This window comes from Streptosporangium sp. NBC_01639 (assembly GCF_045209755.1).
Taxonomy (GTDB): domain Bacteria; phylum Actinomycetota; class Actinomycetes; order Streptosporangiales; family Streptosporangiaceae; genus Streptosporangium.
This window is the reverse complement of sequence record NZ_CP109272.1, coordinates 6,755,358-6,775,715: the sequence shown is the minus strand read 5'-3', so window position 1 is coordinate 6,775,715 and position 20,358 is coordinate 6,755,358. Positions and strand designations below refer to the sequence as shown.

20 protein-coding genes are annotated in these 20,358 nt (G+C 68.6%); 6 read left to right on the top strand and 14 right to left on the bottom strand.

What is annotated here, in order from left to right:
- Nucleotides 1–61: 61 nt before the first annotated feature.
- Both OHA77_RS30850 and OHA77_RS30845 read left to right on the top strand, forming a co-directional pair.
- Nucleotides 62–349 (top strand): transposase, encoded by a 288-nt coding sequence (locus OHA77_RS30850; RefSeq protein ID WP_406312792.1) that lies wholly within the window; start codon nt 62–64, stop codon nt 347–349.
- 47 nt (nt 350–396) lie between these two features.
- Entirely contained in the window at nt 397–1,221 is an 825-nt protein-coding gene (locus tag OHA77_RS30845; protein WP_406312888.1) for an IS3 family transposase, read from the top strand.
- A 42-nt stretch (nt 1,222–1,263) separates the two neighbouring features.
- Here OHA77_RS30845 and OHA77_RS30840 read toward each other — a convergent pair whose 3' ends face one another.
- Together OHA77_RS30840 and OHA77_RS30835 are read right to left on the bottom strand one after the other, a co-directional pair.
- A complete protein-coding gene (locus OHA77_RS30840; RefSeq protein WP_406312887.1) occupies nt 1,264–1,659 on the bottom strand; it encodes a hypothetical protein in 396 nt (131 codons plus the stop codon).
- A gap of 256 nt (nt 1,660–1,915) precedes the next feature.
- Nucleotides 1,916–3,130: an MFS transporter gene (locus tag OHA77_RS30835; protein WP_406312886.1), complete on the bottom strand. Its 1,215-nt coding sequence runs from the start codon at nt 3,128–3,130 to the stop codon at nt 1,916–1,918.
- Between the two features lie 86 nt (nt 3,131–3,216).
- Here OHA77_RS30835 and OHA77_RS30830 point away from each other — a divergent pair, with 86 nt between their 5' ends.
- Together OHA77_RS30830 and OHA77_RS30825 are read left to right on the top strand one after the other, a co-directional pair.
- Nucleotides 3,217–3,669, top strand: coding sequence for a helix-turn-helix domain-containing protein (locus OHA77_RS30830; RefSeq protein WP_326824668.1), 453 nt, complete (start codon nt 3,217–3,219; stop codon nt 3,667–3,669).
- Between the two features lie 45 nt (nt 3,670–3,714).
- Complete coding sequence (locus OHA77_RS30825) at nt 3,715–4,263, top strand: hypothetical protein (protein ID WP_406312885.1); 549 nt, start codon at nt 3,715–3,717, stop codon at nt 4,261–4,263.
- 160 nt (nt 4,264–4,423) lie between these two features.
- On the opposite strand, the gene OHA77_RS30820 is transcribed toward OHA77_RS30825, so the two are convergent.
- The 3 genes from OHA77_RS30820 to OHA77_RS30810 all read right to left on the bottom strand — a co-directional run bounded on the left by OHA77_RS30820 (nt 4,424) and on the right by OHA77_RS30810 (nt 6,445).
- Nucleotides 4,424–4,657: a hypothetical protein gene (locus OHA77_RS30820; protein WP_326824669.1), complete on the bottom strand. Its 234-nt coding sequence runs from the start codon at nt 4,655–4,657 to the stop codon at nt 4,424–4,426.
- Nucleotides 4,658–4,686: 29 nt separating this feature from the next.
- Nucleotides 4,687–5,127, bottom strand: coding sequence for a hypothetical protein (locus OHA77_RS30815; RefSeq protein WP_406312884.1), 441 nt, complete (start codon nt 5,125–5,127; stop codon nt 4,687–4,689).
- 97 nt (nt 5,128–5,224) lie between these two features.
- Nucleotides 5,225–6,445: a helix-turn-helix domain-containing protein gene (locus tag OHA77_RS30810; protein ID WP_406312883.1), complete on the bottom strand. Its 1,221-nt coding sequence runs from the start codon at nt 6,443–6,445 to the stop codon at nt 5,225–5,227.
- Between the two features lie 193 nt (nt 6,446–6,638).
- On the opposite strand from OHA77_RS30810, the gene OHA77_RS30805 reads away from it, so the two are divergent.
- Nucleotides 6,639–6,983, top strand: a complete 345-nt coding sequence (locus tag OHA77_RS30805; protein WP_326824674.1) for an MmcQ/YjbR family DNA-binding protein — start codon at nt 6,639–6,641, stop codon at nt 6,981–6,983.
- 264 nt (nt 6,984–7,247) lie between these two features.
- On the opposite strand, the gene OHA77_RS30800 is transcribed toward OHA77_RS30805, so the two are convergent.
- The 9 genes from OHA77_RS30800 to OHA77_RS30760 all read right to left on the bottom strand — a co-directional run bounded on the left by OHA77_RS30800 (nt 7,248) and on the right by OHA77_RS30760 (nt 18,822).
- On the bottom strand, nt 7,248–8,387 hold the full coding sequence (locus tag OHA77_RS30800; RefSeq protein ID WP_406312882.1) for an esterase-like activity of phytase family protein: 1,140 nt from the start codon (nt 8,385–8,387) through the stop codon (nt 7,248–7,250).
- 272 nt (nt 8,388–8,659) lie between these two features.
- Complete coding sequence (locus OHA77_RS30795) at nt 8,660–9,343, bottom strand: sulfotransferase (RefSeq protein ID WP_326824676.1); 684 nt, start codon at nt 9,341–9,343, stop codon at nt 8,660–8,662.
- A 156-nt stretch (nt 9,344–9,499) separates the two neighbouring features.
- A complete protein-coding gene (locus OHA77_RS30790; protein ID WP_406312880.1) occupies nt 9,500–10,861 on the bottom strand; it encodes an LLM class flavin-dependent oxidoreductase in 1,362 nt (453 codons plus the stop codon).
- The gene (locus tag OHA77_RS30785) at nt 10,858–12,081 is read right to left on the bottom strand and encodes an SfnB family sulfur acquisition oxidoreductase (protein ID WP_406312879.1); all 1,224 of its coding nucleotides are present in this window, start codon (nt 12,079–12,081) and stop codon (nt 10,858–10,860) included. Before OHA77_RS30785 ends, OHA77_RS30790 begins: the two co-directional genes overlap by 4 nt.
- A 10-nt stretch (nt 12,082–12,091) precedes the next feature.
- Nucleotides 12,092–13,690, bottom strand: coding sequence for a dipeptide ABC transporter ATP-binding protein (locus OHA77_RS30780; RefSeq protein ID WP_406312878.1), 1,599 nt, complete (start codon nt 13,688–13,690; stop codon nt 12,092–12,094).
- A complete protein-coding gene (locus OHA77_RS30775; protein ID WP_406319900.1) occupies nt 13,687–14,529 on the bottom strand; it encodes an ABC transporter permease in 843 nt (280 codons plus the stop codon). The genes OHA77_RS30780 and OHA77_RS30775 overlap by 4 nt, the downstream gene beginning before the upstream one ends.
- A 5-nt stretch (nt 14,530–14,534) precedes the next feature.
- Nucleotides 14,535–15,509, bottom strand: a complete 975-nt coding sequence (locus OHA77_RS30770) for an ABC transporter permease (RefSeq protein ID WP_406312877.1) — start codon at nt 15,507–15,509, stop codon at nt 14,535–14,537.
- Nucleotides 15,506–17,146 (bottom strand): ABC transporter substrate-binding protein, encoded by a 1,641-nt coding sequence (locus tag OHA77_RS30765; RefSeq protein ID WP_406312876.1) that lies wholly within the window; start codon nt 17,144–17,146, stop codon nt 15,506–15,508. The genes OHA77_RS30770 and OHA77_RS30765 overlap by 4 nt, the downstream gene beginning before the upstream one ends.
- Before the next feature lie 14 nt (nt 17,147–17,160).
- Entirely contained in the window at nt 17,161–18,822 is a 1,662-nt protein-coding gene (locus OHA77_RS30760; RefSeq protein ID WP_406312875.1) for an ABC transporter substrate-binding protein, read from the bottom strand.
- Nucleotides 18,823–19,066: 244 nt separating this feature from the next.
- Between OHA77_RS30760 and OHA77_RS30755 the strand changes: the two genes are divergently transcribed.
- Complete coding sequence (locus OHA77_RS30755; protein ID WP_406312873.1) at nt 19,067–20,290, top strand: SfnB family sulfur acquisition oxidoreductase; 1,224 nt, start codon at nt 19,067–19,069, stop codon at nt 20,288–20,290.
- Nucleotides 20,291–20,358: the final 68 nt, after the last annotated feature.

The window sequence follows — 20,358 nt, the reverse complement described above, 5'->3', positions numbered from 1 at the left end:
CCCCCGTAGCACGGCCACCTCACCTGAGTTGACCCTGTGTCGGCTGGGAAGGAAGTGCTTCGTGCCTGCACCTCACCCGATCGAGTTCCGTCAGCGTGCCGTCGAACTTGCCCGTAAGGGTGATAAACCGGTCTCTGTCCTTGCTGAAAACCTGGGTATCAGCGATTCCTGTCTGCGGAGTTGGATGCGCCAGGCCGACACCGATGACAACGGCGGTGCGCAGCTGACCAGCGCGGAGAAGAAGGAACTCTCCGATCTACGGCGCCGAACCCGGCAGCTTGAGCTGGAAAATGAGATCCTCAAGCGGGCGGCTGCGTATTTCGCCCGGGAGAACGTGCTCCCAAAATAGGGTACGCGCTGGTCCGTGAACTCGCCGATGACGACTTTCCTGTCGCGGTGGCCTGCCGGGTGTTGAACATTTCCAGATCGGGCTACAAAGACTGGGTTGGCCGGCCGCAGTCACCACGCGACCAAAGAAACACCGAACTACTGAAGCTGATCCGTGACATCCATGAGACGTCACGTTACAGCTACGGCTCGCCGCGGATCCACGCGGAGCTGACGCTCGGCCTGGACCTGGAGGTCAACCGCAAGCGCGTCGAGCGGCTCATGCGTGAGGCCGGCATCCAGGGCATCTACCGGCGCAAGGGCCGCCGCAACCTCGTCAACGCCGCCACCGAGGAGGATCTGGTCCGCCGGGCCTTCACGGTGCAAGCGCCGGACCGGCTGTGGGTCAGCGACATCACCGAGCACCCCACCGACGAAGGGAAACTGTATTGCGCCGCTGTCATGGACGCCTATTCTCGTCGCATCATCGGCCATTCTATCGACATACGCCAGACCAGCGCTCTGGTCGTCGACGCGATGGTCATGGCCGTCGCCCGCCGTAACCCGCCCAGCAGGAAGACGATCCTGCATTCTGACCACGGAACACAGTACACATCGTTCTCGTACGGGAAACGGCTCCGTGATGCTGAACTCCTCGGCTCGATGGGAACCGTCGGCGATTGCTACGACAATGCCATGATGGAATCGTTCTGGGGAACGATGCAGCTCGAACTGCTCGACGTTAACAAATGGTCAACAAGAGCCGAGTTGGCCAGCGCGATGTTTGAATGGATCGAGTGCTGGTATAACCCGTATAGGCGTCATTCCAGCATCGACATGAACAGCCCAATCGCGTTCGAGGAGCTCTACAAGCCCTCAGACGCAACCTCGTGATCCCACACCATCGGTGGCTGTAGTACGGGGGGAACCTCAGGCTCACCGAACACCGTGTGAGCTTGATGTCTCGGCCATAATGGTGGCAGTGACATAGAAGTCGTTCAGAGCGATCTGCGTTATCACGTCAAGCTGTACTCGCCCCTCTGCCAGAGTGACCATGTGGGCCTCGAAGTACCGGTAGCTGAGATCCTGTAACCAGACCTGTTCAAGGCCGGCCCCGATCTCCGCCTCCGAGTGTCCGCAAACAGGGACGCAGGTGGCCACGATCAGGCTGTTCGTGTCACCGGTATGGCGGACCTTCACTTCCCTGACCACAGGTGAGTGCCACAGATAGGCATCAAAATCCATCGACATACCGTCGAGGTCGTCTCCACTGCTGGGGAACGCCTCACGCATCAGGCGCTGCTTCGCCGCGAGGAACTCGGAAGACTCCATCGGCATAGCCTGTCACCTCCGCGCCCAGACATGATCACCCGAGGACAGGGCTCCAGCTCTGATCGCAATCCAGCGTCGTCCCGTTCCTGATGGACCACCGAGCCCTGCCTCTGTCGCGGCGGTCGAGTCGTGCCGCGGCCGGGCCGGACATCGCTCACCCAAATCGGGAACCCGTCCCGGGGTGGAGACGACCTGGATGTTTCCGCTGTCCGGTCGACGGTGCTCGCTCGGCGCTGTGTGCTCGCGCCACCGAGTGTCAGCGGGACGTAGCCGATACGGACGCACTTGGTTGTTGCGCCCGAGGTAGGGCGGTAAAACGCCGGGTCGAGATGGCCACGAGGAGTCCGAGTGCGGCGTAGGCCGCGCCGAGCAGGCTGGCGGCCGACCATCCCGCGGTGCTGTAGGCCCAGGTGGTGGTGATCGCGCCGAGCGCGGAGCCGAGGGAGTAGAAGGCCATGTAGGCGCCGATGACGCTGCTGCTCTGGTCGGGGCGGGCAGTGGTGAGCAGGTGCTGGCTGCTGACGTGAACGGCTTGCACGGCGAAGTCCAGGACGATGACGCCGACGATCAGCAGCCACAGCGATGACCTCGCTTGGGCGATCAGCAGCCACGAGGCGGTGAGCAGGGCCAGCGACCAGCCGGTGACCGAGGGCGCCAGGCCCCGGTCGGCCCATCGGCCGGCCCGGGCCGCGCCCAGCGCCCCGGTGAGGCCGGCGAGTCCGAACAATCCGATCTCGGTAGTGCCGAAGTGCCACGGCGCGTCGCCAAGCGGGAGCGCCAGTCCGCTCCACAGCGTGCCGAAGGAGGCGAACAGGAAGAACGTGACCAGTCCGCGGCTGAGGAAGAGCCGGTCGCCGACGACCAGACGGCCCAGCGATGACAGCAGCTGCCCGTACCGGGCTCGGGGGCGGCGGATGTCGGCCTTGAGGGTGACTCGGGTGGCGAGCGCGAGCACCGCGCAGAGCCCGGCGAGTACGAGGTAGACCATGCGCCAGTCGGCCAGCTCGCCCAGTGTGCCCGCGACCACCCGCACTCCGAGGATCCCGATGACCACGCCTGAGGTGACCGCTCCGATGTTGCGGCCGCGCTCGCCGGCCGGTGAGACGGCGGCGACATAGGCCACCGTGACCTGGACGACCACGGCGAACAGTCCGGCCAGGGCCAGGCCCGCGATCGCGATGCCACCGCCGGGTGCGGCGGCGACCACCCCCGCACCTACCGCAGTGAGCAGCAAGTGCACCGTGATGAGCCTGCGGCGGTCGAACAGGTCACCGAGCGGGACCAGCAGCACCAGCCCCGCGAGATAGCCGACCTGGCCGGCGGCGACCAGCCACCCCAGTGCTCCTTCCCTCAGCCCGAGGTCCTCGCCCGCGGTCTCGAGGACCGGCTGGATGCCGTAGATGGTCGACACCGCCACCGCGCACACCAGCGCGAGCACGACCCGCTGCCTCCCGGTCAATCCTGACGACATATCACCCTCCAATGAGTTGCAAAATGCAACCTATCTGAAGCTAGGGCATACTGGTTTCACATTGCAACTCATCACGGAGGGGGCCGGTGGACGTCACACTCGCTGCAGGAAGCGCTTGGACCGACCCGGCCTGCCCGGTCGCACGGACCGTCGACCTGGTAGGCGACCGGTGGAGCCTGCTGATCATCCGCGACGCGATGGACGGGGCGACGGCCTTCACCGAGTTCCATCAGCGACTGGGGATCGCCCGCAACATCCTCACCGACCGGCTCCGCAAGCTCGTCGAGCACGGCATCCTCGACAAGGGCGCCGCCACCGACGGCAGACGACACACCTACCGGCTCACCGAAGCCGGGCAGGACCTCTTCACGACCGTCGTCGCCCTCCGCCAGTGGGGCGAGCGCCACGCCTTCGCCCCAGACGAGCCGCACTCCACTCTCGTCGACGGCCAAGGGCGGGAGCTTCCCGAACTCCACCCGCTCGGCCAAGACGGCGTGCCGCTCTCCGCCGAGGCGTCGCACGTTCGGAAAACCACCTGAGCCCGGCCGCGCCGGAACCCGTCCCGTCGAGGCCGGTACTGTGCCATGGTGCTCGCCGTCCGGATGAACGAAACAGCGGCATCCGCGCTTCAACCGCCGGCAATCGTCGATCCACCACCCGCCGTTCCCCGTCTCAGCCAGGGACTCCGTGACAAGCTCGCCGGAGGGCTCGCCTACAACGAGGGCGCCTGGATATTCGCTGAGCACGTCGGTCAATGGGTGGCCGCGCCGGCTTCCGCTTCGGCGGCGATCGCCGAGATGGGTTGGCAGGATCTGTCCGGCTACGAGTGGCACGTCAACGCTTTCCACCTGGAGGACCACGCGCCGGTACAGGTGGCGGACCTCGACGGGCAGCCTCGGATCAGCCATGAAGATCAGATCGTGTTGCTACGGCTCGGCCTGGTTGTAGCCGACGGTGTGTTCGGTCTCGTCCGGGTGCTACCGGAGCCGGTTCCCGTCCGATGCGTCATCGGTGCGAACGAGACCTGTGCCGTGTTTCGCTTTCACCAGATTCGCTCAGGGGACGATTGGATCGACGGCCCTTTGAAGCAGGACGGGCCGGACATGATGGTCGTCGTTGACCGTCATCCCTGATAAGGGATCGGCTCCCTGGTGGTGGGCCCGTTGCAGGCCCGTTGGAAGGGGGGATCAAAGGAGACTCGCGGGTGATTGGCTCTACCGGTGCGATGACTCCTGGTAGGCGTGGCGACGCCGTCCCTCCGGTTGGATTCACGCCGCCACGCCCGTCCATGGGCTACGACCCCAGCCGGGCAGGGGCACGTATCCAGGTCTGGTTTTCAAGCCGGATTTCGGCTTCCAGGTTGCGCGCCAGTTCGACGAGGGTCGCTCCGCAGCGGACATCGGACAGGCCGCGCTCGCGTCCGTGAGTCGAGACCGCCACGCGCCGCACGGCATACCAGCCGCCTCCGATCGCGTCGGAGACCACCCACGTTCGCCCGTGGCGCGTCTTCAACTCGGCAAGGGTCACCGCACCGTTCCCTTGTGAGGACTCGGTGCTCACCGGGTCTCTTGATCCGGCTGAGCGGCAAGGATCAGATCGACCACCTGTTCCGGGTGCTCGCTCCGCACGATCTGGGGGTCGGTCGTGCTGCGCAGAGACACCAGGTAACAGCCGGACCGCGGACCCATGGTCACCGTGACATCGCAGCAGCCCTGAGGACCGATCACCGTCAGTTCAGGCGGATACCGGTCCAGCCACGATCGAAACGCTGGACGGTCGGGCCAGGTGACCTCATCGGTGCGGTCGGCGAAGAGCCCGAGGCTGATCGTGTGCTGACACCAGGCACGGATTCCCCGCTCCCTGAGAAGCCGCTGCACCATGGCAAGCGCCTTGCCCTGATCCTCCGCCGTGGCTTCGTCGATCGCCCCCGGAGTTCCAGCCGTTACCGTGTGCCGTGTCACCCGTCCTCCAAGGTCGGAATCATCGGATTCGGACAACGATGACCGTGGCTCTCGCTGCCACGGTGACCTTAGAAACGGTCAAGGGGACTGGTGTGCACGAGTTGTGCACACCAGCCCCCTTGACAAGTTGCCGTTAGAGAACCATGCGGCTTTCCAGTCCTCGGAGAGGCTCCGGAATCCGCCGATAGGTCCGCACGAGTTGACGAACCGTTTCTCTGGCCGAGGGATGGAAACGCGTCATCTGCGGTGCGGTCCGCTCAGCACTGATCATGCGCTTGAGTGCCTTGTCATGATCGTTGGCCCACAGATGAGCCCGCGCCATATCCAGCTCATGGTGCGCCCGACGTTCGTTGGAGATGTCTCGCCGGGACAGGTCGACTCCTTGATCCAGCCGTGTCGCTTGATCGGAGTCACCCAGTTCGACAGCCACCGCGCATCCGTGGATGGAAGCGTTCCCCGGATTCATCTGCAGGCCGTACGGGTCACGCAGATCTCTCGGATTGACCCGCGCCGCCGCCTCGGTCGCGGTCCCATGGTGCTCCCACGCATCCGCCGCCTTCCCCGCTCGTGCGGCGGCGATGGCCGCACTGAGATGAAGCGAGCCGAAGACTTCTGTTGACACCGGGTTGTCCTGGTCGATGCCGTCGGCAGCTTTCTTGATCATCTTTACCGCGACGTCCCATGAGCCGAGCGTCATCAGCAGCCGCGCCCGGCCCAGAGTGACCAGATGCGGCAGGTAAGGATCTTCGGCGCGCTGGGCGGAGATCGATGTCCGCTCCACGACGACCTGCGCCAGGTCGTTGTAGCCCAGCCGTCGCGCCAGGGAACCGGCGAGACTCTGAGCACGGTTGAGCATGCGCCAGGCACGAGGAGCGTCCGATTCCATGACATGTACGGCCAGTTCCTCCAGAACCGCAGAGAGGAAAGCACCGAGCAAGGCATGGGATGCGGCTTTCTGAAGCTTCTGAAGCTTGACGAGCTCAGTGGCCAGTTCGTCGAGCGTCCGAGGAGGCATGTCCAACTCGGGTGCGACCTCTACATACGCCAAGGCCATCCGGATGGCGGGGATCGTTGCGTGCACGGCATCACTGCGCTTGTCCGTGCCCCGGTACGGCTGGCCGTTGATCTCCGCCGGGTCCACGGAACAGGCCCGTGCGACAGCGGCGACGAGAGAAGGGGTCGCCGGTTTCGAGCCGGATTCGACCTTGGCGATGAGGCTCCGAGAGACGTTCGCCAGGGTGGCCAGGCCCTCCTGGCTGAGATTGCGGAGCTTCCGCACTCTGGCTATCCGCTGCCCGGTGTGCTCACTGCGATCGGTGTGCGCTAGATCAGGATTCCAGTCATGCCCAGTCATCTCGACTCCTCGTCGCAGTCGCGCGGCATCTCACCATAACTTCCTGCCCAGCTCAAGGAGGTGGACATTCCTCAGAGGCGATATCTGCCCGCTGTGGGGAAAGCCGCTCACGATCGGCATGCCGGCTCCCGAACGGGCGATCCGGGACCGCTTTCCGGGGATAACTGTCGGGGCGCTCTGGTACATGTGGGCCATGGGTGTGAACGTCGATGAGTTCTTGGACATGTTGGACAGGCTTCCCGAGGTCCAGCAGAGCGAGGGCGGCAACTGGGTCTCGCTGAAAGTGCGCGGCAAGGGCTTCGGCTATCTGTGGCAGGAGACGCAGACCGTGGGGCTCAAAGCGACGATCGACGAGCAGATCGCGCTGGTGGCGGAGCGCCCGGAGGTGTTCGAGGTCCAGTTCACCACGGGCCGGTTCGGCTGGGTCGTGGTGCACCTTGCGAAGATCGATCCGGACGAGCTGTTCGAGCTGGTCACCGAGGCGTGGTGCCTGACGGCGCCCAAACGGCTGGTCGACGCCCACGAGACCGGGCGATAGCCGTCCGGCGAGCGGCCAGGCCGGAGATCGGGCGGGTGTGTTCACGGCTCCATCCGTGCCGACCCGCTCCGCACACCGTGAAGGCCGTACGCGCGGCCGGCGTGCCGGCCGCGCGTCGCCCCGTCGACCCGTCGACCCGTACGGGTCACAGCGCCGGAACGGGCCTTCCCGGATGTCACCGGACGGCGTCGCCCCGTCGACCCGGGCGGATCACGGCACCGGAACGGGCCCTCCCTGATGTCACCGGAGGGCATCGTCCCGCGGTCAGCAGCCCCGGACGGCGAAGGCCAGGAACTGCGTGATCTCCCGGTCGTCGAAGTTGTCATCGGAGCCGATCACCAGCGTGCACTCGCCCGTGGTGAGGCGCGGCCCCCAGGCGAGGCTCTCCAGGTTCTGCACCGGCGGGTGGAACGAGCCGAGATCGTAGAGGAGACGCTTGGAGACCGAGCGGTACGGCACACCTGCTGACAGGCTGTCCCTGGACAGCACGTTCGTGGCGCCGCGCAGGTCGATCTCGTACAGCTTGACCCGGTAGCCGATGCCTTCGATCCAGGAGCGTTCGAGTGCGAGATACCGGTGGTCGTCGATCGCCAGGATCTCCGACACTCCGCTGTCGGTGATCCCGGACGGCGGGACGGGTGCCGCCGGCAGCGGATCGACCGGATAGGCGTACTGCCCGCGCAGTTGTCCATGGCGGTCCCACACGGTGATGCGGGCCGGCGCGCCGTGCTCGACGGTCGGGGTGTCCCCGTCCTCGTACCGCGGGCCCTCCACGATGGCCGCGATGCCGTGCGGGGTGAAGGTCAGGCCCTCGAACCCGAAGTTGCGCCGGGGACCGGCGGCGGTCGCGGTCAGCTTCAGGTTGCCGGGGATCGGCAGCTCGCCGAGGTGTTTGCCGCTGCGGTCGGCCCAGCGGACGGACGGGTCGGAGACCGGAATGGTGGAGTGCGTCTCATCCGGCCGGTCCCCTTCGTCCCCCCACAGGACGCGACGGCCCCACCGGTCGAAGCGGATGGTCTCGGGATCCGCGGAGTCGGGCTGACCGTACGCCGGGTAGGGGCTTCCGTCGGGACGCAGGAAGGTGGTGACCCCGGTGAGCTTCACCCCGCTGAACTTCCCCGTCACCCGATCGATGTCCAGCCGGCCGGTGTAGAAGCGGGCCGGGTTGTAACGCCACCGGTCGTCGGAGATGAAGTACCAGGTGCCGGTGCGCGGGTCACGGTCGATGCCGGACAGGCCGCCGACGGTGGTCCCGGCGAACTGCGCCTTGTACGGCAGGCGCTGCTCACCGAGGAACCGGGTGATCCGGAGCTCCTCCGGCGGCATCGCCCCCGCCGCCGAGAGCCGTACGTCGATGATCCCGAGGCCTATTGTCGCCGTGAGCGCGACGGCGATTCTCAGCATTCTTCGCGAATTTGTCATGCGTTTCTCACATCCCGCGATGGGTCCACAAGGGACTGGCGGGAATATGAGACCGCAGATCAAAGTGAATGTCCACGGAAATCGACGCCACGGCGCTTTTTGACCTGTACAAAGGACAGAGTCGACCAGCCGGTGAGCACTTTATCGATAAAGCCGACAATGGCCGGGAACAAGCATTTGATACAAAAAATCAGCACCCCGAACCAGCACTCGGCGGGATGCTCCGAGATGAGGCCCCGCCCAAGCAGAGGCTCCTACCGGCTGCGGCGCAGGAGCATGGGGACGATCCTCGCGCGGGCGTTCTTCGCGAAGTCGGCGGTGTCGTTGATTCTCGGGAAGGGCTCGTCGGGCACCGGCACCCCGAGGAACCCGCAGAGCGGCTCCCAGCCCTGGCGGACCTCGTAGACGAGCAGCCGTTCGGGCGGGATCACCGCGGTCACCTCATTGGTGTGCGCCCGGAAGCTCTTCAGCAGGTGCTCGGGGTCGTATCCGCCGCCGCCGAAGGACCGGCCGTCGACGGTCAGGCCGGTCATCTTGACGAACGCGGCGAAGTCGGTGCCCAGCAGGGCCGAGAGCCGGTACATCGCGCGACCCCGGAACCTGCCACCACGGCCGCGCTGCTTGAGGATGGTGGCCTGCATGCTGGCCAGCCACCGTTCGGGATCCCGTACGGTGAGGACGACCTTCGCCTCGGGATAGTGCTCGGACAGCTCGCGCCAGTAGGCGGCGGACGGCCAGTCCACACAGGAGTCGTAGCCGCCCAGCAGGTCGTCCCAGTCCACCGGCCGCCCCTCCCCCAGCGCGATCCACCGGCGGATCTGCTCCGGCCGCTCCATCACCTCCGTCATGTGGTGGCACGGCCCGAAGCCGAGCCGCTCCAGAGCGGTCTTGAGAGAGAGGGTTCCCGTACGGCCGAAGCCTGCCCCGATGACCCGCATTATCCCCACCATTTCGATCGGGAACTGCCGAATACCTACATCGGCAATGTTTCACCGCGGGCGGGAACCGGCAAGGATGCCGGGTGACCGGTGGTGCTCGTGTCCGTACCGAATGCGGGCATCAGGCGGGGCGGCAGCGCGCGACCATGCTCCTTGTCACCTGCGGAAGGCCGCCCCGGGGTGGCTCTCCGGCAGCCGGTGGACGCCCTCTCCCAGCAGACGCTCCCGCAGCGTGCCGTCGTCGTAGGACGTCCGGTAGCGACCGCGCCGCTGGAGCTCGGGCACGACGAGCTCGATGAAGTCCTCGGCCGTGCCGGGGGACAGATACTGCATCAGGTTGAATCCGGCCGCGCCCGTCTCGTCGGCCCAGCGCTCGATCTCGTCGGCCACCCGCTCCGGCGTGCCCGCCACGAAGAACGGCCCGCCCTGGCCGATCCTGCCCACGGAGTCGAGCACGTCTCCCACCCGCAGGCCTCTGCCCACCAGGTGGCGTACGGCCCGCTCGGTGAAGTCGCCGCCGCGTGCCACGATGTCGTCGATGCTGTCCGCGGGGTCGTAGGCGGCCAGGTCGATGCCGCTGCCCCGCTGGGCGAGGAAGCCCTGCGCCCTGATGTGGCTCTGCAGGTCCGCGACCTTCGCGTCGGCCTCCTCCTGGGTCCTGCCGACGATGACCGAGGCCCCGGGGAAGACCTTGACGTGCTCGGGGTCGCGCCCGTGTGCCGCCGCCCGCCGTTTGACGTCGGCGATCTCCTCCCGCAGCGCCTCGATCGACGGGGCGCCGGTGAAGATCGCCTCGGCGTGCCTGGCGGCGAAGTCCTTCCCGCGTTCGGAGTTACCCGCCTGGTAGATCACCGGGGTGCGCTGCGGGGAGGGCTCGGACAGGTGGGGTCCGGCGACCCTGAAGTGCTTTCCGACGTGGTCGATCGGATGGACCTTCGACGGATCCGTGTAGACGTGCCGCTCCCGGTCGCGGACCACGGCGTCGTCCTCCCAGCTGCCCTCCCAGAGCTTGTAGAGCACCTCGAGGTACTCCTCGGCGATCTCGTAGCGCAGGTCGTGCTCGATCTCGTCGTCCAGCCCGAAGTTCCTGGCGGCGCTGCGGAGGTAGGAGGTCACCACGTTCCACGCCACCCGGCCCTTGGTGAGGTGGTCGAGCGTGGACATCCGGCGGGCGTGCGCGAACGGTGGCTCGTAGGTGGTGGAGAACGTCACGGCGAAGCCCAGGTGCCGGGTGACGGCGGCCATCGCGGGCACCACGAGCAGCGGGTCGTTCGCCGGAATCTGCACCGCCTCGCTGATGGCGGTCTCGGGCCCGCCCCGGTAACGGTCGTACGCCCCCACCACGTCCGCCAGGAAGACCGCGTCGAACAGGCCGCGCTCCAGCAGTTCGGCCAGCTCGGTCCAGTATTCGATGTCGGTGTAGCGGTGCCGGTTGTTGTCCGGATGCGCCCATAGCCCGTGCTGGATGTGGCCGACGCAGTTCATCTCGAAGAGGTTGAAGTGGATGATGCCGGTCAACTTTCTCTACTCCTGGAATCGAAGGGGCGGGCGGGGGCGATGCCGTTGAGGTGGAAGTTGCCGACGTCGTGCACCTTCGTCCGGCGTGGGTCGTGCATGGTGTGCGTGCGCGCGTTGCGCCAGTGCCGGTCCAGGTTGTGCGAGCGCAGCGAGGCGCTCGCACCCGCGAGTTCGAACCACTCGCTGGTGACCCGGTTCGCGGCGGTGTCGGCCTGGGCGCGGGCCGCCGCCATCGCCACGGCCGCCGCGGTCTCCCAGCGGGCGGCCTCCTCGGGGTCGTCGGTGCCCGCGATTGCCGCGCGAGCCTCGTCGACCACGTTCCCCGCGCTCTCCAGCAGCGCGCGGGCGGCCCTGGTCAGTACGGCCAGCTCGCCGAACCGCTGCACCACGACGGGGTCGTCGACGACCCGTGCAGCCTCGTTGCCCGGCCAGCCGCCCTTGACGTAGCCGCGCAGGAAGGCGGCGGCGTCGGCGAGGGCGCCCTCCGCGATGCCGGTGTCGATCGCCGCGTGGATCAGCAGGCCGAAGCTGCGGAACGTGCTGGGCCGCTCGTTGCCGCGGTGGCCGGCGATGATCCGGTCGGCGGGCACGTGGACCTCGTCCAGCAGCACGGTGCCGCTCGCCGTGGTGCGCTGGCCCATGCCGTCCCAGTCGTCGACGACGGTCAGGCCGGGCGCGTCGCGCGGGACGAACGCCGTGCGGTGCCGCTCCTCGTCGTCGAGGGCGATCACCGGGATCCAGTGCGCGAAGAGCGCTCCGGTGGAGTAGATCTTGCGACCGGAGATCAGGAAGCCGCCGTCCCGCCCCGGGCGCAGCCGGGCGTGCTCACGCGACCCGTCGGGCGCGCGGCCGTCCACCGCGGCGTTGCCGAACTGCCTGCCCGCCAGCACTTCGCGGTAGAAGAACGCCAGCTGGTCGGGGGTGCCGTTCTCCCTGAGCGCGTCCACGTACCAGAAGTGGTTCTGCGGGATCTGGCCGATGCTGCCGTCGGCCGCGGCCAGCTCCCTGATGACGGCGCCGAGCGTCGCCGTACGCACCCCGGCACCGCCGTGGTCGGCCGGCACGGTGATGCCGAGCAGGCCGCTCTCCGACAGCGCCTCGAGCTCCGCGACGGGCAGGATCCGCTCGGCGTCCCGCCGCGCCGCGCCCTCGGCGAACCGCCGGGCCAGGGCGCGGGCGACCTCGACGGCCTCATCGTCTGTCTTGATCACATGAACCATGGTCGACTCCTCATGCCGCCGTCAGTTTGGGGATGGCCGCGATGAGCTCCCGGGTGTACGGATGTCCGGGCGAGCGGAACACCTTCTCCACGGTGCCCTCCTCGACCGCCTGGCCGTCCTTCATCACCAGGACGCGGTCGCAGGCGTGGTAGATCACGCCGAGGTCGTGGGAGACGAACAGGTACGCGACCCCCGTCTCCTGCTGCACGTCCTCCAGCAGGTCGAGCACCTGCGCCTGTACGGACACGTCCAGCGCGGAGACCGGCTCGTCGCAGACGATCACCGCGGGTTCGGGCGCCAGCGCCCGTGCGATGGCGACGCGCTGGCGCTGGCCGCCCGACAGTTGCAACGGCCGCCGCTCCAGGTGCTGCGCGCCGAGTCCGACCAGTTCGAGCAGCTCCACCGCACGCCGTCGCCGCCGGTCACGGGGCACCCCGGACACCGCCAGCGCCTCGCCGAGCACCTTCGCCACGGTGTAGCGGGGATCGAAGGCGGCCAGTGTGTCCTGGTAGACGACCTGGATGTCCCGGCGCAGCGCCCTGCGGGTGGTGGAGTCGAGCCCCGCCCAACCCTGGCCGTGCACCTCCACCGACCCGCTGTCCGGTTCGGTCAGTCCGAGCGCGATCCTGGCGGTCGTGGTCTTGCCTGATCCCGACTCGCCCACGATGCCCACCGTCTCGGCGGCCCGCAGGGAGAACGACACATCCCGGACGGCCGCGCGGACCCGGCCGTCCGGTCCGCGGAAGGACTTGCCGACCCCCTCGGCGCGCACCACGACGTCACCGGGCGTGCGGCGCCTTCGAGGCGCGGAGCCGGCGCCCGAGAGCCGGGTGCCCTTGGTGTGTTCGGCGGGGATCGCCGCCAGCAGCTGCCTGGTGTACTCGTGCTCCGGCCGGGAAAGCACCCGGTGGGTGGGGCCGTGCTCGACGATGCGGCCGTCCTTCATCACGGCGACCCGGTCGGCGAGCCTGGCCACCACGGCCAGGTCGTGACTGATGATCAGCAGCGCCCTGTCCTGGCTCTTGAGACCGGCCAGCAGGTCGAGCACCTGCGCCTGGATCGTCACGTCCAGCGCGGTGGTCGGCTCGTCCGCGATGATCAGCTCGGGGTCGCCGGCGATGGCCGTCGCGATCAGCGCCCGCTGCCTGAGACCGCCGGACAGCTCGTGCGGCAGTTGCTCGGCGCGCAGTTCCGGCTCGGGTACGCCGACCTCGGCCAGCAGCTCGACGACCCGGTTCCGGCGCTCGGTGCCGGACAGCCGGGTGTGCGCGGCCAGGACCTCGGCGATCTCCTTGCCGACCTTGCGCAGCGGGTCGAGGGAGACCAGGGCGTCCTGGAGGACGAAGCCGATCCTGCCACCGCGGATGCTCCGCCAGCCCCGCTCGCGCAGCCCGGTCAGGTCCTCGCCCGCGAAGGTCAGCTCGTCCGCGTGGACCTCGGAGCCGGAGCCGGTGAGCCCGACGATGGTCCGGGCGGTGACGCTCTTGCCGGAGCCCGACTCGCCGACCAGGGCCAGGCACTCGCCCCGCCCGACCTCGAAGGAGATGCCGTCCACCACGGGCGGCCCGCCGAAGCCGACCCGTAGGTTCTCCACTCGCAGGACCGTCACCAGGTCCTCCCCTCTGATCGCAGTCTGAGCGCCCGGCCGACGACGGTCACGCTGATCACCGTCAGTGTGATGGCCGCGCCGGGGAACACGCCGTACCACCAGGCGCGTGAGATGAAGTTCCGCGCGGTCGACAGCATCGATCCCCACTCGGGTTCCGGCGGGGGCGTGCCGAGGCCGAGGAAGCTCAGCGCCGATCCGGCGACCAGGGCGGAGCCGACACCGATGGTGGCCAGGATCAGTACGGGCTTCACCGCGTTCGGCAGCACGTGCCGCAGCACCACCCTGGATGTGGAGAGGCCCAGGGCGTGGGCCGCCTCGACGTAGCTTGACCGGCGGATCGACAGGGTCTGCGCGCGCACCACTCTGGCGTAGCCCGGGATGTTGGCGACACCGATCGCGAGCAGCGCGTTCGACGTGCCGCCGCCGGCGACGGTGATCACCACCAGGGCCAGCAGCAGTTCGGGGAAGGCGAGCCCGATGTCGGAGACCCTCATGATCAGGTTGTCCACGACCCGGTTGCCCAGGCCCGCCGCGACGCCCAGCAGGCCGCCGCCCACCAGGGCGATCGCGATCGCGCCGAAGCCGAGCAGCAGCGAGGTCCTGGTGCCGAAGACGATCCGGCTGAACACGTCCCGGCCGTTCTCGTCGGTGCCCAGCAGGTGGCCGGCGCTCGGCGGGCTGAGGGTCCGGGCGCTGTCGACGGCGAGCGGGTCCTGCGCGGTGAACAGCTGCGGCGCCAGGGCGGCGAGGACCAGCAGCAGGAGAACGGCCGCGGCGACGTAGGTGCCGGGCCTGGTGCCCAGCCGGAACCTGAGGCGCCGGGCGGTCACCGGGGTCATGGTCGTCACGCGGCACCCTCCGCAGCCGGGCGGGCGATCGCGGGCACGTCCCGCAACCGGGGGTCGATGACCAGGTAGAGCAGGTCGACGACGAGGTTCACCAGCACGTAGACCCCGGCTGAGAGGAGCACGACGCCGAGCACGACCGGCAGGTCCTTGGCGTTGACGGCGCTCAGCAGCAGCCGGCCGATGCCCTGCCGGGTGAACAGCGTCTCGGTGATGACCGCGCCGCCGAGCAGGGCGCCCACCCAGTAGCCGCTCATCGTGACGAGCGGCACCAGCGCGTGGCGCAGTGCGTGCCGCAGCCGGACGGTCAGGTCGGGGAGCCCGCGGGTGCGGGCGCTGACGATGAACGGCTCGTCGAGCACCTCCTCAAGCGCCTCGCGCAGCACGTGGCCGAGCACTCCCGCGATCGGCAGGGCCAGCGCGAGAGCGGGCAGGACCAGCGACGAGAACCCGTGGCTGCCGGTGGCGGGGAACAGGCGCAGCCCGAAGGAGAAGACCGTCAGCAGCAGGATGCCGAGCCAGAACGACGGCGTCGACGCGATCGTCAGCTCGGAGCCGGAGGCGATGCCCCGGATCCAGCGGCGGCGCTTGGCCGTCGCCAGCGCGACGGTCACCGCCAGCGCGAGACCGACGACCGCCGCGGCCACCGCCAGTTCGACGGTCGCGCCGGCCTGCTCGCCGACCGCCTGGGTCACCGGCGTGTGCAGCCGGTAGGACGTGCCGAGGTCGCCGCGGAGCACCCGCCCCAGATGGGACAGGTACTGCGCGTACCAGGGCCGGTCCAGGCCGTACTCCGCGGTGACCTGGGCGATGACCTCGGGGGTGGGGGCCGCGTTCTCCCCGCCGACGATCGCCTGGGCCGGGTCGCCGGGGGTGAGGTAGAGGACCAGGAACGTCAGGGTCGCCGCACCCCACAGCACGCCGACCCCGGCGACCAGACGCCACCCGATCAGGCGGAGGACCGTGTTCCTCATCCGTCCAGCCAGGTGTCGTAGAAGTAGGGCGACGGGTAGGCGGGGGTGAAGGCCAGGTCGCGGACCTTCTTCTGGAAGGACACCGGCCGCGGGTCGTTGTAGAAGGGGACGGCGGGCGCCAGTTCGATCAGCCTGGCCTGCGCCTGGTTGTACAGCTCGGCCCGCTCCGCCGCGTCGGTGGTCTCCCTGGCGTCCTGGAGCAGCTCGTCCACCTTGTCGTCGGACAGCCGGGCGACGTTCTGGCCGCGCCGCTTGTCGGTGGTGATGTTCTTCGACGAATACTGGATCCACAGCACGTCGGCGGTGTTGGTGGCCCACAGGCCCGAGGCCAGGTCGTAGTCGCCGGTGAGGGAGCGGTCGCTGACCTCCTGGGTGGAAGGGGTCTGGATCCGGATGTCGATGCCGGCCTTCTTGGCCGCCGCCTGCGTCTGTACGGCGATCTGCATCCGCTGGGCGGGGAAGCTCGGATCGATGGGGAAGTACGCGGTCAGGCGTCTGCCGTCCTTGGTGCGGATGCCGTCGGCGTCCTTGGCCGTCCAACCGGCCTCGTCGAGCAGCCGGTCGGCCTTGGCCGGGTCGTAGGCGATCGTGCCTTCGAGGCCGGCGGCGTAGCCCGGCGTGGACGAGGTGACGAAGCCCTGTGCCACCTCGTACTGGCCGAACGAGATCCCCTTGATGATCGTCGGGCGGTCCACCGAGGCCAGCAGCGCCTGCCGTACCTTGACGTCGTCGAAGGGGGCGCGCGAGGTGTTCAGCCAGAACGACATCGGGTGGCCGGGCCGTACGGCGGTGAGGAAGCCGAGGTCCGGGTTGGCCTTCACCTCCTCGACGTTCTGCGGCGGGGTGAAGTCGATCGCGTTCACCTCGCCCGCGACCAGCGCGTTGTAGCGGGTGGCGTCCTCGCCCAGGAAGCGGATCTCCAGGCCGTCCAGGTAGGCGGGCCCGGTGTGCTTGGCCCCCTTGGGCCCCCAGTTGTAGTCCGGGTTCTTGTGGTAGGTGATGCTCTGGCCCTTGGTCCACTTGTCGAAGACGAACGGCCCCGAGCCGATCGGGTGCTCGCAGACGGTCTGCGGGGCCTCCTTGATCTGCTTGGGCGAGATCATGCCGAGATAGCCCTGGGCGAGGATGTCCAGGAACGGTGAGTACGCCGAGGACAGGTGGACCTCGAGGGTGTGCTCGTCGATGACCTTGCTGTCCTCATACGGCGCGATGTAGGCCGCCGCCAGCGGCGACTTCGTCGCCGGGTCCTTCATGTGCTCGAAGTTGGTCTTGAGCGCCTCGGCGTCCCAGCGGGCGCCGTCGTGGAACTTCACCCCCTCGCGCAGCGTGAAGGTGTAGGTCAGCCCGTCGTCGGAGACCTTCCAGCGCTCCGCCAGCCACGGCTGGAGCTTGCCGTCCGCGCCGAACCAGACCAGCGAGTCCGCCACGGGGACGGTGGTCACCGGCCCGTCGGAGCTGGCGTTGCCGTGCGGGTCGAGGCAGGTCGGCTCCTGGCCGTTCTCGCCGAGGATCAGGGTGCCGCCGGCCTTGGGTGTGCTCTCGCCGCCGGCGGCGGTGGTGGTGGTGGTGCCGTCGCTGGTTCCGCACCCGGCGAGCAGGAGCGCGGCACCGAGTACGGCGGCGGCCATGCGTGTCATCGTCGTCGTCATCGTCAGCCCAGCCAGGTGTCGTAGAAGGTGACCGCGCCGTACGCGTGGTCCCAGCCCAGGCCCTGGACCTTCTTCTGGAAGGACACCAGGCTCGGCCGGTTGTACAGCGGGACGGCCGGCGCGAGCTCGATCAGCCGTGCCTGCGCCTGGGCGTAGAGATCGGCTCTCGCCTTGCCGTCGGTGGTCTCCCGGGCCTGCTTGAGGAGCTTGTCGAGCGGGCCGTCGGACAGCCGGGTGGTGTTCTGGCCGCGCCGCTTGTCGGTGGTGATGTTGTCCGAGGCGTACTGGATCCACAGCACGTCGGCGGTGTTCGTGGTCCAGATGCCGACCGAGATGTCGAAGTCACCGGTGGCCGTGCGGTCCGAGGCGACCTGGGCGGTGACGTTCTGGATCTGGATGTCGATGCCGGCCTTGGCCGCGGCGGCCTGGGTCTGCACCAGGATCTGGGTGTTCTGCGGGTTGACGCCGGTGTCGAGGGCGATCGCGGTCAGGCGTCTGCCGTCCTTGGTGCGGATGCCGTCGGCGCCCTTGGCCGTCCAGCCGGCCTCGTCGAGCAGCCGGCCGGCCTCGGCCGGGTCGTAGCCGATCCGGCCTTCGAGAGCGCTGGCGTAGTCGGGTGTCGACGGCGTGACGAACCCGGTCGCGATCTTCCACTGGCCGAACGAGACGCTGTCGATGATCGCCTTGCGGTCGACGGCGAGCGTCAGCGCCTGCCGTACCTTGACGTCGTCGAAGGGCGCCCGGCCGGTGTTGCGCCAGATGGAGAACGGGTGCCCGGGACGGTCGACGGTGCTGAAACCGAGGTCCGGGTTGGCCTTGACGTCCTCGACGTTGGAGGGCGGGGTGTTGTCGATGACGTTCACCTCACCGGACAGCAGGGCGTTGTAGCGGGTGGCGTCCTCGCCCAGGAAGCGGATCTCCAGGCCGTCCAGGTAGGCGGGCCCGGTGTGCCCGGCGCCGGGCGGCCCCCAGTTGTAGTCCGGGTTCTTGTGGTAGGTGATGCTCTGGCCCTTGGTCCACTTGTCGAAGACGAACGGCCCCGAGCCGATCGGGTGCTCGCAGGTGCTCTGCGGGGCCTCCTTGAGCTGCTTGGGCGAGATCATCGCCAGGTATGACTGGGCGAGCACGTTCAGGAACGGTGAGTACGGCGCAGACAGGCGGACCTCGAGGGTGTGCTCGTCGATGACCTTGCTGTCCTCATACGGCGCGATGTAGGCCGCCGCCAGCGGCGACTTCGTCGCCGGGTCCTTCATGTGCTCGAAGTTGGTCTTGAGCGCCTCGGCGTCCCAGCGGGCGCCGTCGTGGAACTTCACCCCCTCGCGCAGCGTGAAGGTGTAGGTCAGCCCGTCATCGGAGACCTTCCAGCTCTCCGCCAGCCACGGCTGGAGCTTGCCGGTGGCGTCCTGCCAGAGCAGGGAGTCGAAGATCGGGCGGTCGATGACGGTGGTGTTGGTGGTGCTGAGCTGATGCGGGTCGAGGCAGGTCGGCTCGTCGGCGTTCTCGCCGAGCACGAGGCTGCCGCCGGGTCTGGGGGCGCCGCCGCCCGGGGCGGCGGCGGCGGAGACGTCGCCGGAGCCGGAGGCGTTGTCGGAACCGCAGGCGGTCAGCGCCACCAGGGACGCGAGGAGCGTCGCGGCGAGCAACGGTTTCGGACTGGTGAACATGGAGGTCCTTCGTCGGGGGGGACTAGTGGCGTCGCGTGGGATGCGTGCGTCAACAGCGGCCGCTGGCCGTCCGGAGGAAGTCCACGACGCGGCGCCGGACCAGCTGTGTGCCTCGGCTCATGGCGACCGACTTTAAGCACCGAATGTCATATGTGTCATGGCATTGTGAGACGAATCACATATTGCCTACCTGTTTTGCAGGGATTAGGTTGACCCTAACGTAACGAGCAGAACGGACGGCATCATGAGCATCGACAGCGCGCACTCGCGCGCTCCAGGCAGACCGGCCGCGCATGTGATCACCGACGACGCCGAGGCACTGGCCGTGGCCCGCGAGCTGGCGGAGGAGTTCGCCGTGGAGGCGGCCCTGCGCGACGCGGAACGCCGCCTGCCGGGGCCGGAGCTCGACCGGCTGTCGGCCAGCGGCCTGCTCGGGGTCACCGTGCCGCGCGAGTACGGCGGAGCCGACGTCGCCGCACGGACCATCGCGGAGGTGTTCCGGCTGCTGGCCGCCGCCGACCCGAATATCGCGCAGATCCCGCAGAGCCACATCGTCTACGTCAACGTGCTGCGGCAGCAGGGCACCGGGGAGCAGCAGGAGTTCTTCTTCGGCGAGGTGCTGGCGGGCAGGCGGTTCGGCAACGCCCAGTCGGAGGCCGGCACGAAGCACGTCCAGGACTACCGGACCCGGCTGGTCCCCGACGGGGCCGGCGGCTACCTGCTGAACGGGACCAAGAACTACAGCACCGGCGCGCTGTTCGCCGACTGGATCCCGGTCCTCGCCCGGCACCAGGACGACACCCTGCACGTCGCGTACGTGCCGCGCGACGCCTCCGGGCTGACCGTGATCGACGACTGGGCCGGCATGGGACAGCGCACCACCGCCAGCGGCACCGTACGCCTTGACGACGTGCCCGTACCCGCCTCCCGCGTGGTGCCCCACCACCTGACCTTCACCGGTCCGCAGCTGCACGGGGCGCTGGCGCAGCTGCTGCACACCGCGATCGACGTGGGCATCGCCGGCGGCGCGCTGGAGGAGGCGGCCGCGTTCGTGCGGACCAAGGCCCGGCCGTGGTTCGAGAGCGGCGTGGCGAACGCCGCCGACGACCCCCTCGTCATCCAGCGGGTCGGCGAACTCGCCGTCAAGGTGCGCGCCGCCGAGGCGTTGCTGGACGCGGCGGGCAGCGCGGTCGACGCGGCCCGGGCGGACCTGACCGACGCCTCGGCCGCCGCCGCCTCGATCGCGGTGGCCACCGCGAAGGCGTACGCCGACCCGGTCGCGGTCGAGCTGGGTGGCGCCGTCTTCGAACTGGGCGGCACCCGATCCAGCCTGGACGGGCTCAACCTGAACCGTTACTGGCGCAACGCCCGGACCCACACCCTGCACGACCCGGCCCGCTGGAAGATCCAGCACATCGGACGGTACGTCCTCAACGGACAGCTGCCTCCCCGGCACGGCCTTCTCTGACCCGGCCTTCGCCGACCGGCACGGCCTTCTCTGACCTTCTCCACCGGCACGGCCTTCTCCAAAAGGAA

What these genes read in the sequence shown, in the direction of transcription:
- OHA77_RS30755 (WP_406312873.1), top strand. Translation starts at nt 19,067, where the DNA reads ATGAGCATCGACAGCGCGCACTCGCGCGCTCCAGGCAGACCGGCCGCG.
- OHA77_RS30785 (WP_406312879.1), bottom strand. Translation starts at nt 12,081, where the DNA reads ATGGTTCATGTGATCAAGACAGACGATGAGGCCGTCGAGGTCGCCCGC.
- OHA77_RS30775 (WP_406319900.1), bottom strand. Translation starts at nt 14,529, where the DNA reads ATGACCCCGGTGACCGCCCGGCGCCTCAGGTTCCGGCTGGGCACCAGG.
- OHA77_RS30825 (WP_406312885.1), top strand. Translation starts at nt 3,715, where the DNA reads ATGGTGCTCGCCGTCCGGATGAACGAAACAGCGGCATCCGCGCTTCAA.
- OHA77_RS30760 (WP_406312875.1), bottom strand. Translation starts at nt 18,822, where the DNA reads ATGTTCACCAGTCCGAAACCGTTGCTCGCCGCGACGCTCCTCGCGTCC.
- OHA77_RS30765 (WP_406312876.1), bottom strand. Translation starts at nt 17,146, where the DNA reads ATGACACGCATGGCCGCCGCCGTACTCGGTGCCGCGCTCCTGCTCGCC.
- OHA77_RS30800 (WP_406312882.1), bottom strand. Translation starts at nt 8,387, where the DNA reads ATGCTGAGAATCGCCGTCGCGCTCACGGCGACAATAGGCCTCGGGATC.
- OHA77_RS30805 (WP_326824674.1), top strand. Translation starts at nt 6,639, where the DNA reads ATGGGTGTGAACGTCGATGAGTTCTTGGACATGTTGGACAGGCTTCCC.
- OHA77_RS30810 (WP_406312883.1), bottom strand. Translation starts at nt 6,445, where the DNA reads ATGACTGGGCATGACTGGAATCCTGATCTAGCGCACACCGATCGCAGT.
- OHA77_RS30795 (WP_326824676.1), bottom strand. Translation starts at nt 9,343, where the DNA reads ATGCGGGTCATCGGGGCAGGCTTCGGCCGTACGGGAACCCTCTCTCTC.
- OHA77_RS30770 (WP_406312877.1), bottom strand. Translation starts at nt 15,509, where the DNA reads ATGAGGAACACGGTCCTCCGCCTGATCGGGTGGCGTCTGGTCGCCGGG.
- OHA77_RS30840 (WP_406312887.1), bottom strand. Translation starts at nt 1,659, where the DNA reads ATGGAGTCTTCCGAGTTCCTCGCGGCGAAGCAGCGCCTGATGCGTGAG.
- OHA77_RS30835 (WP_406312886.1), bottom strand. Translation starts at nt 3,130, where the DNA reads ATGTCGTCAGGATTGACCGGGAGGCAGCGGGTCGTGCTCGCGCTGGTG.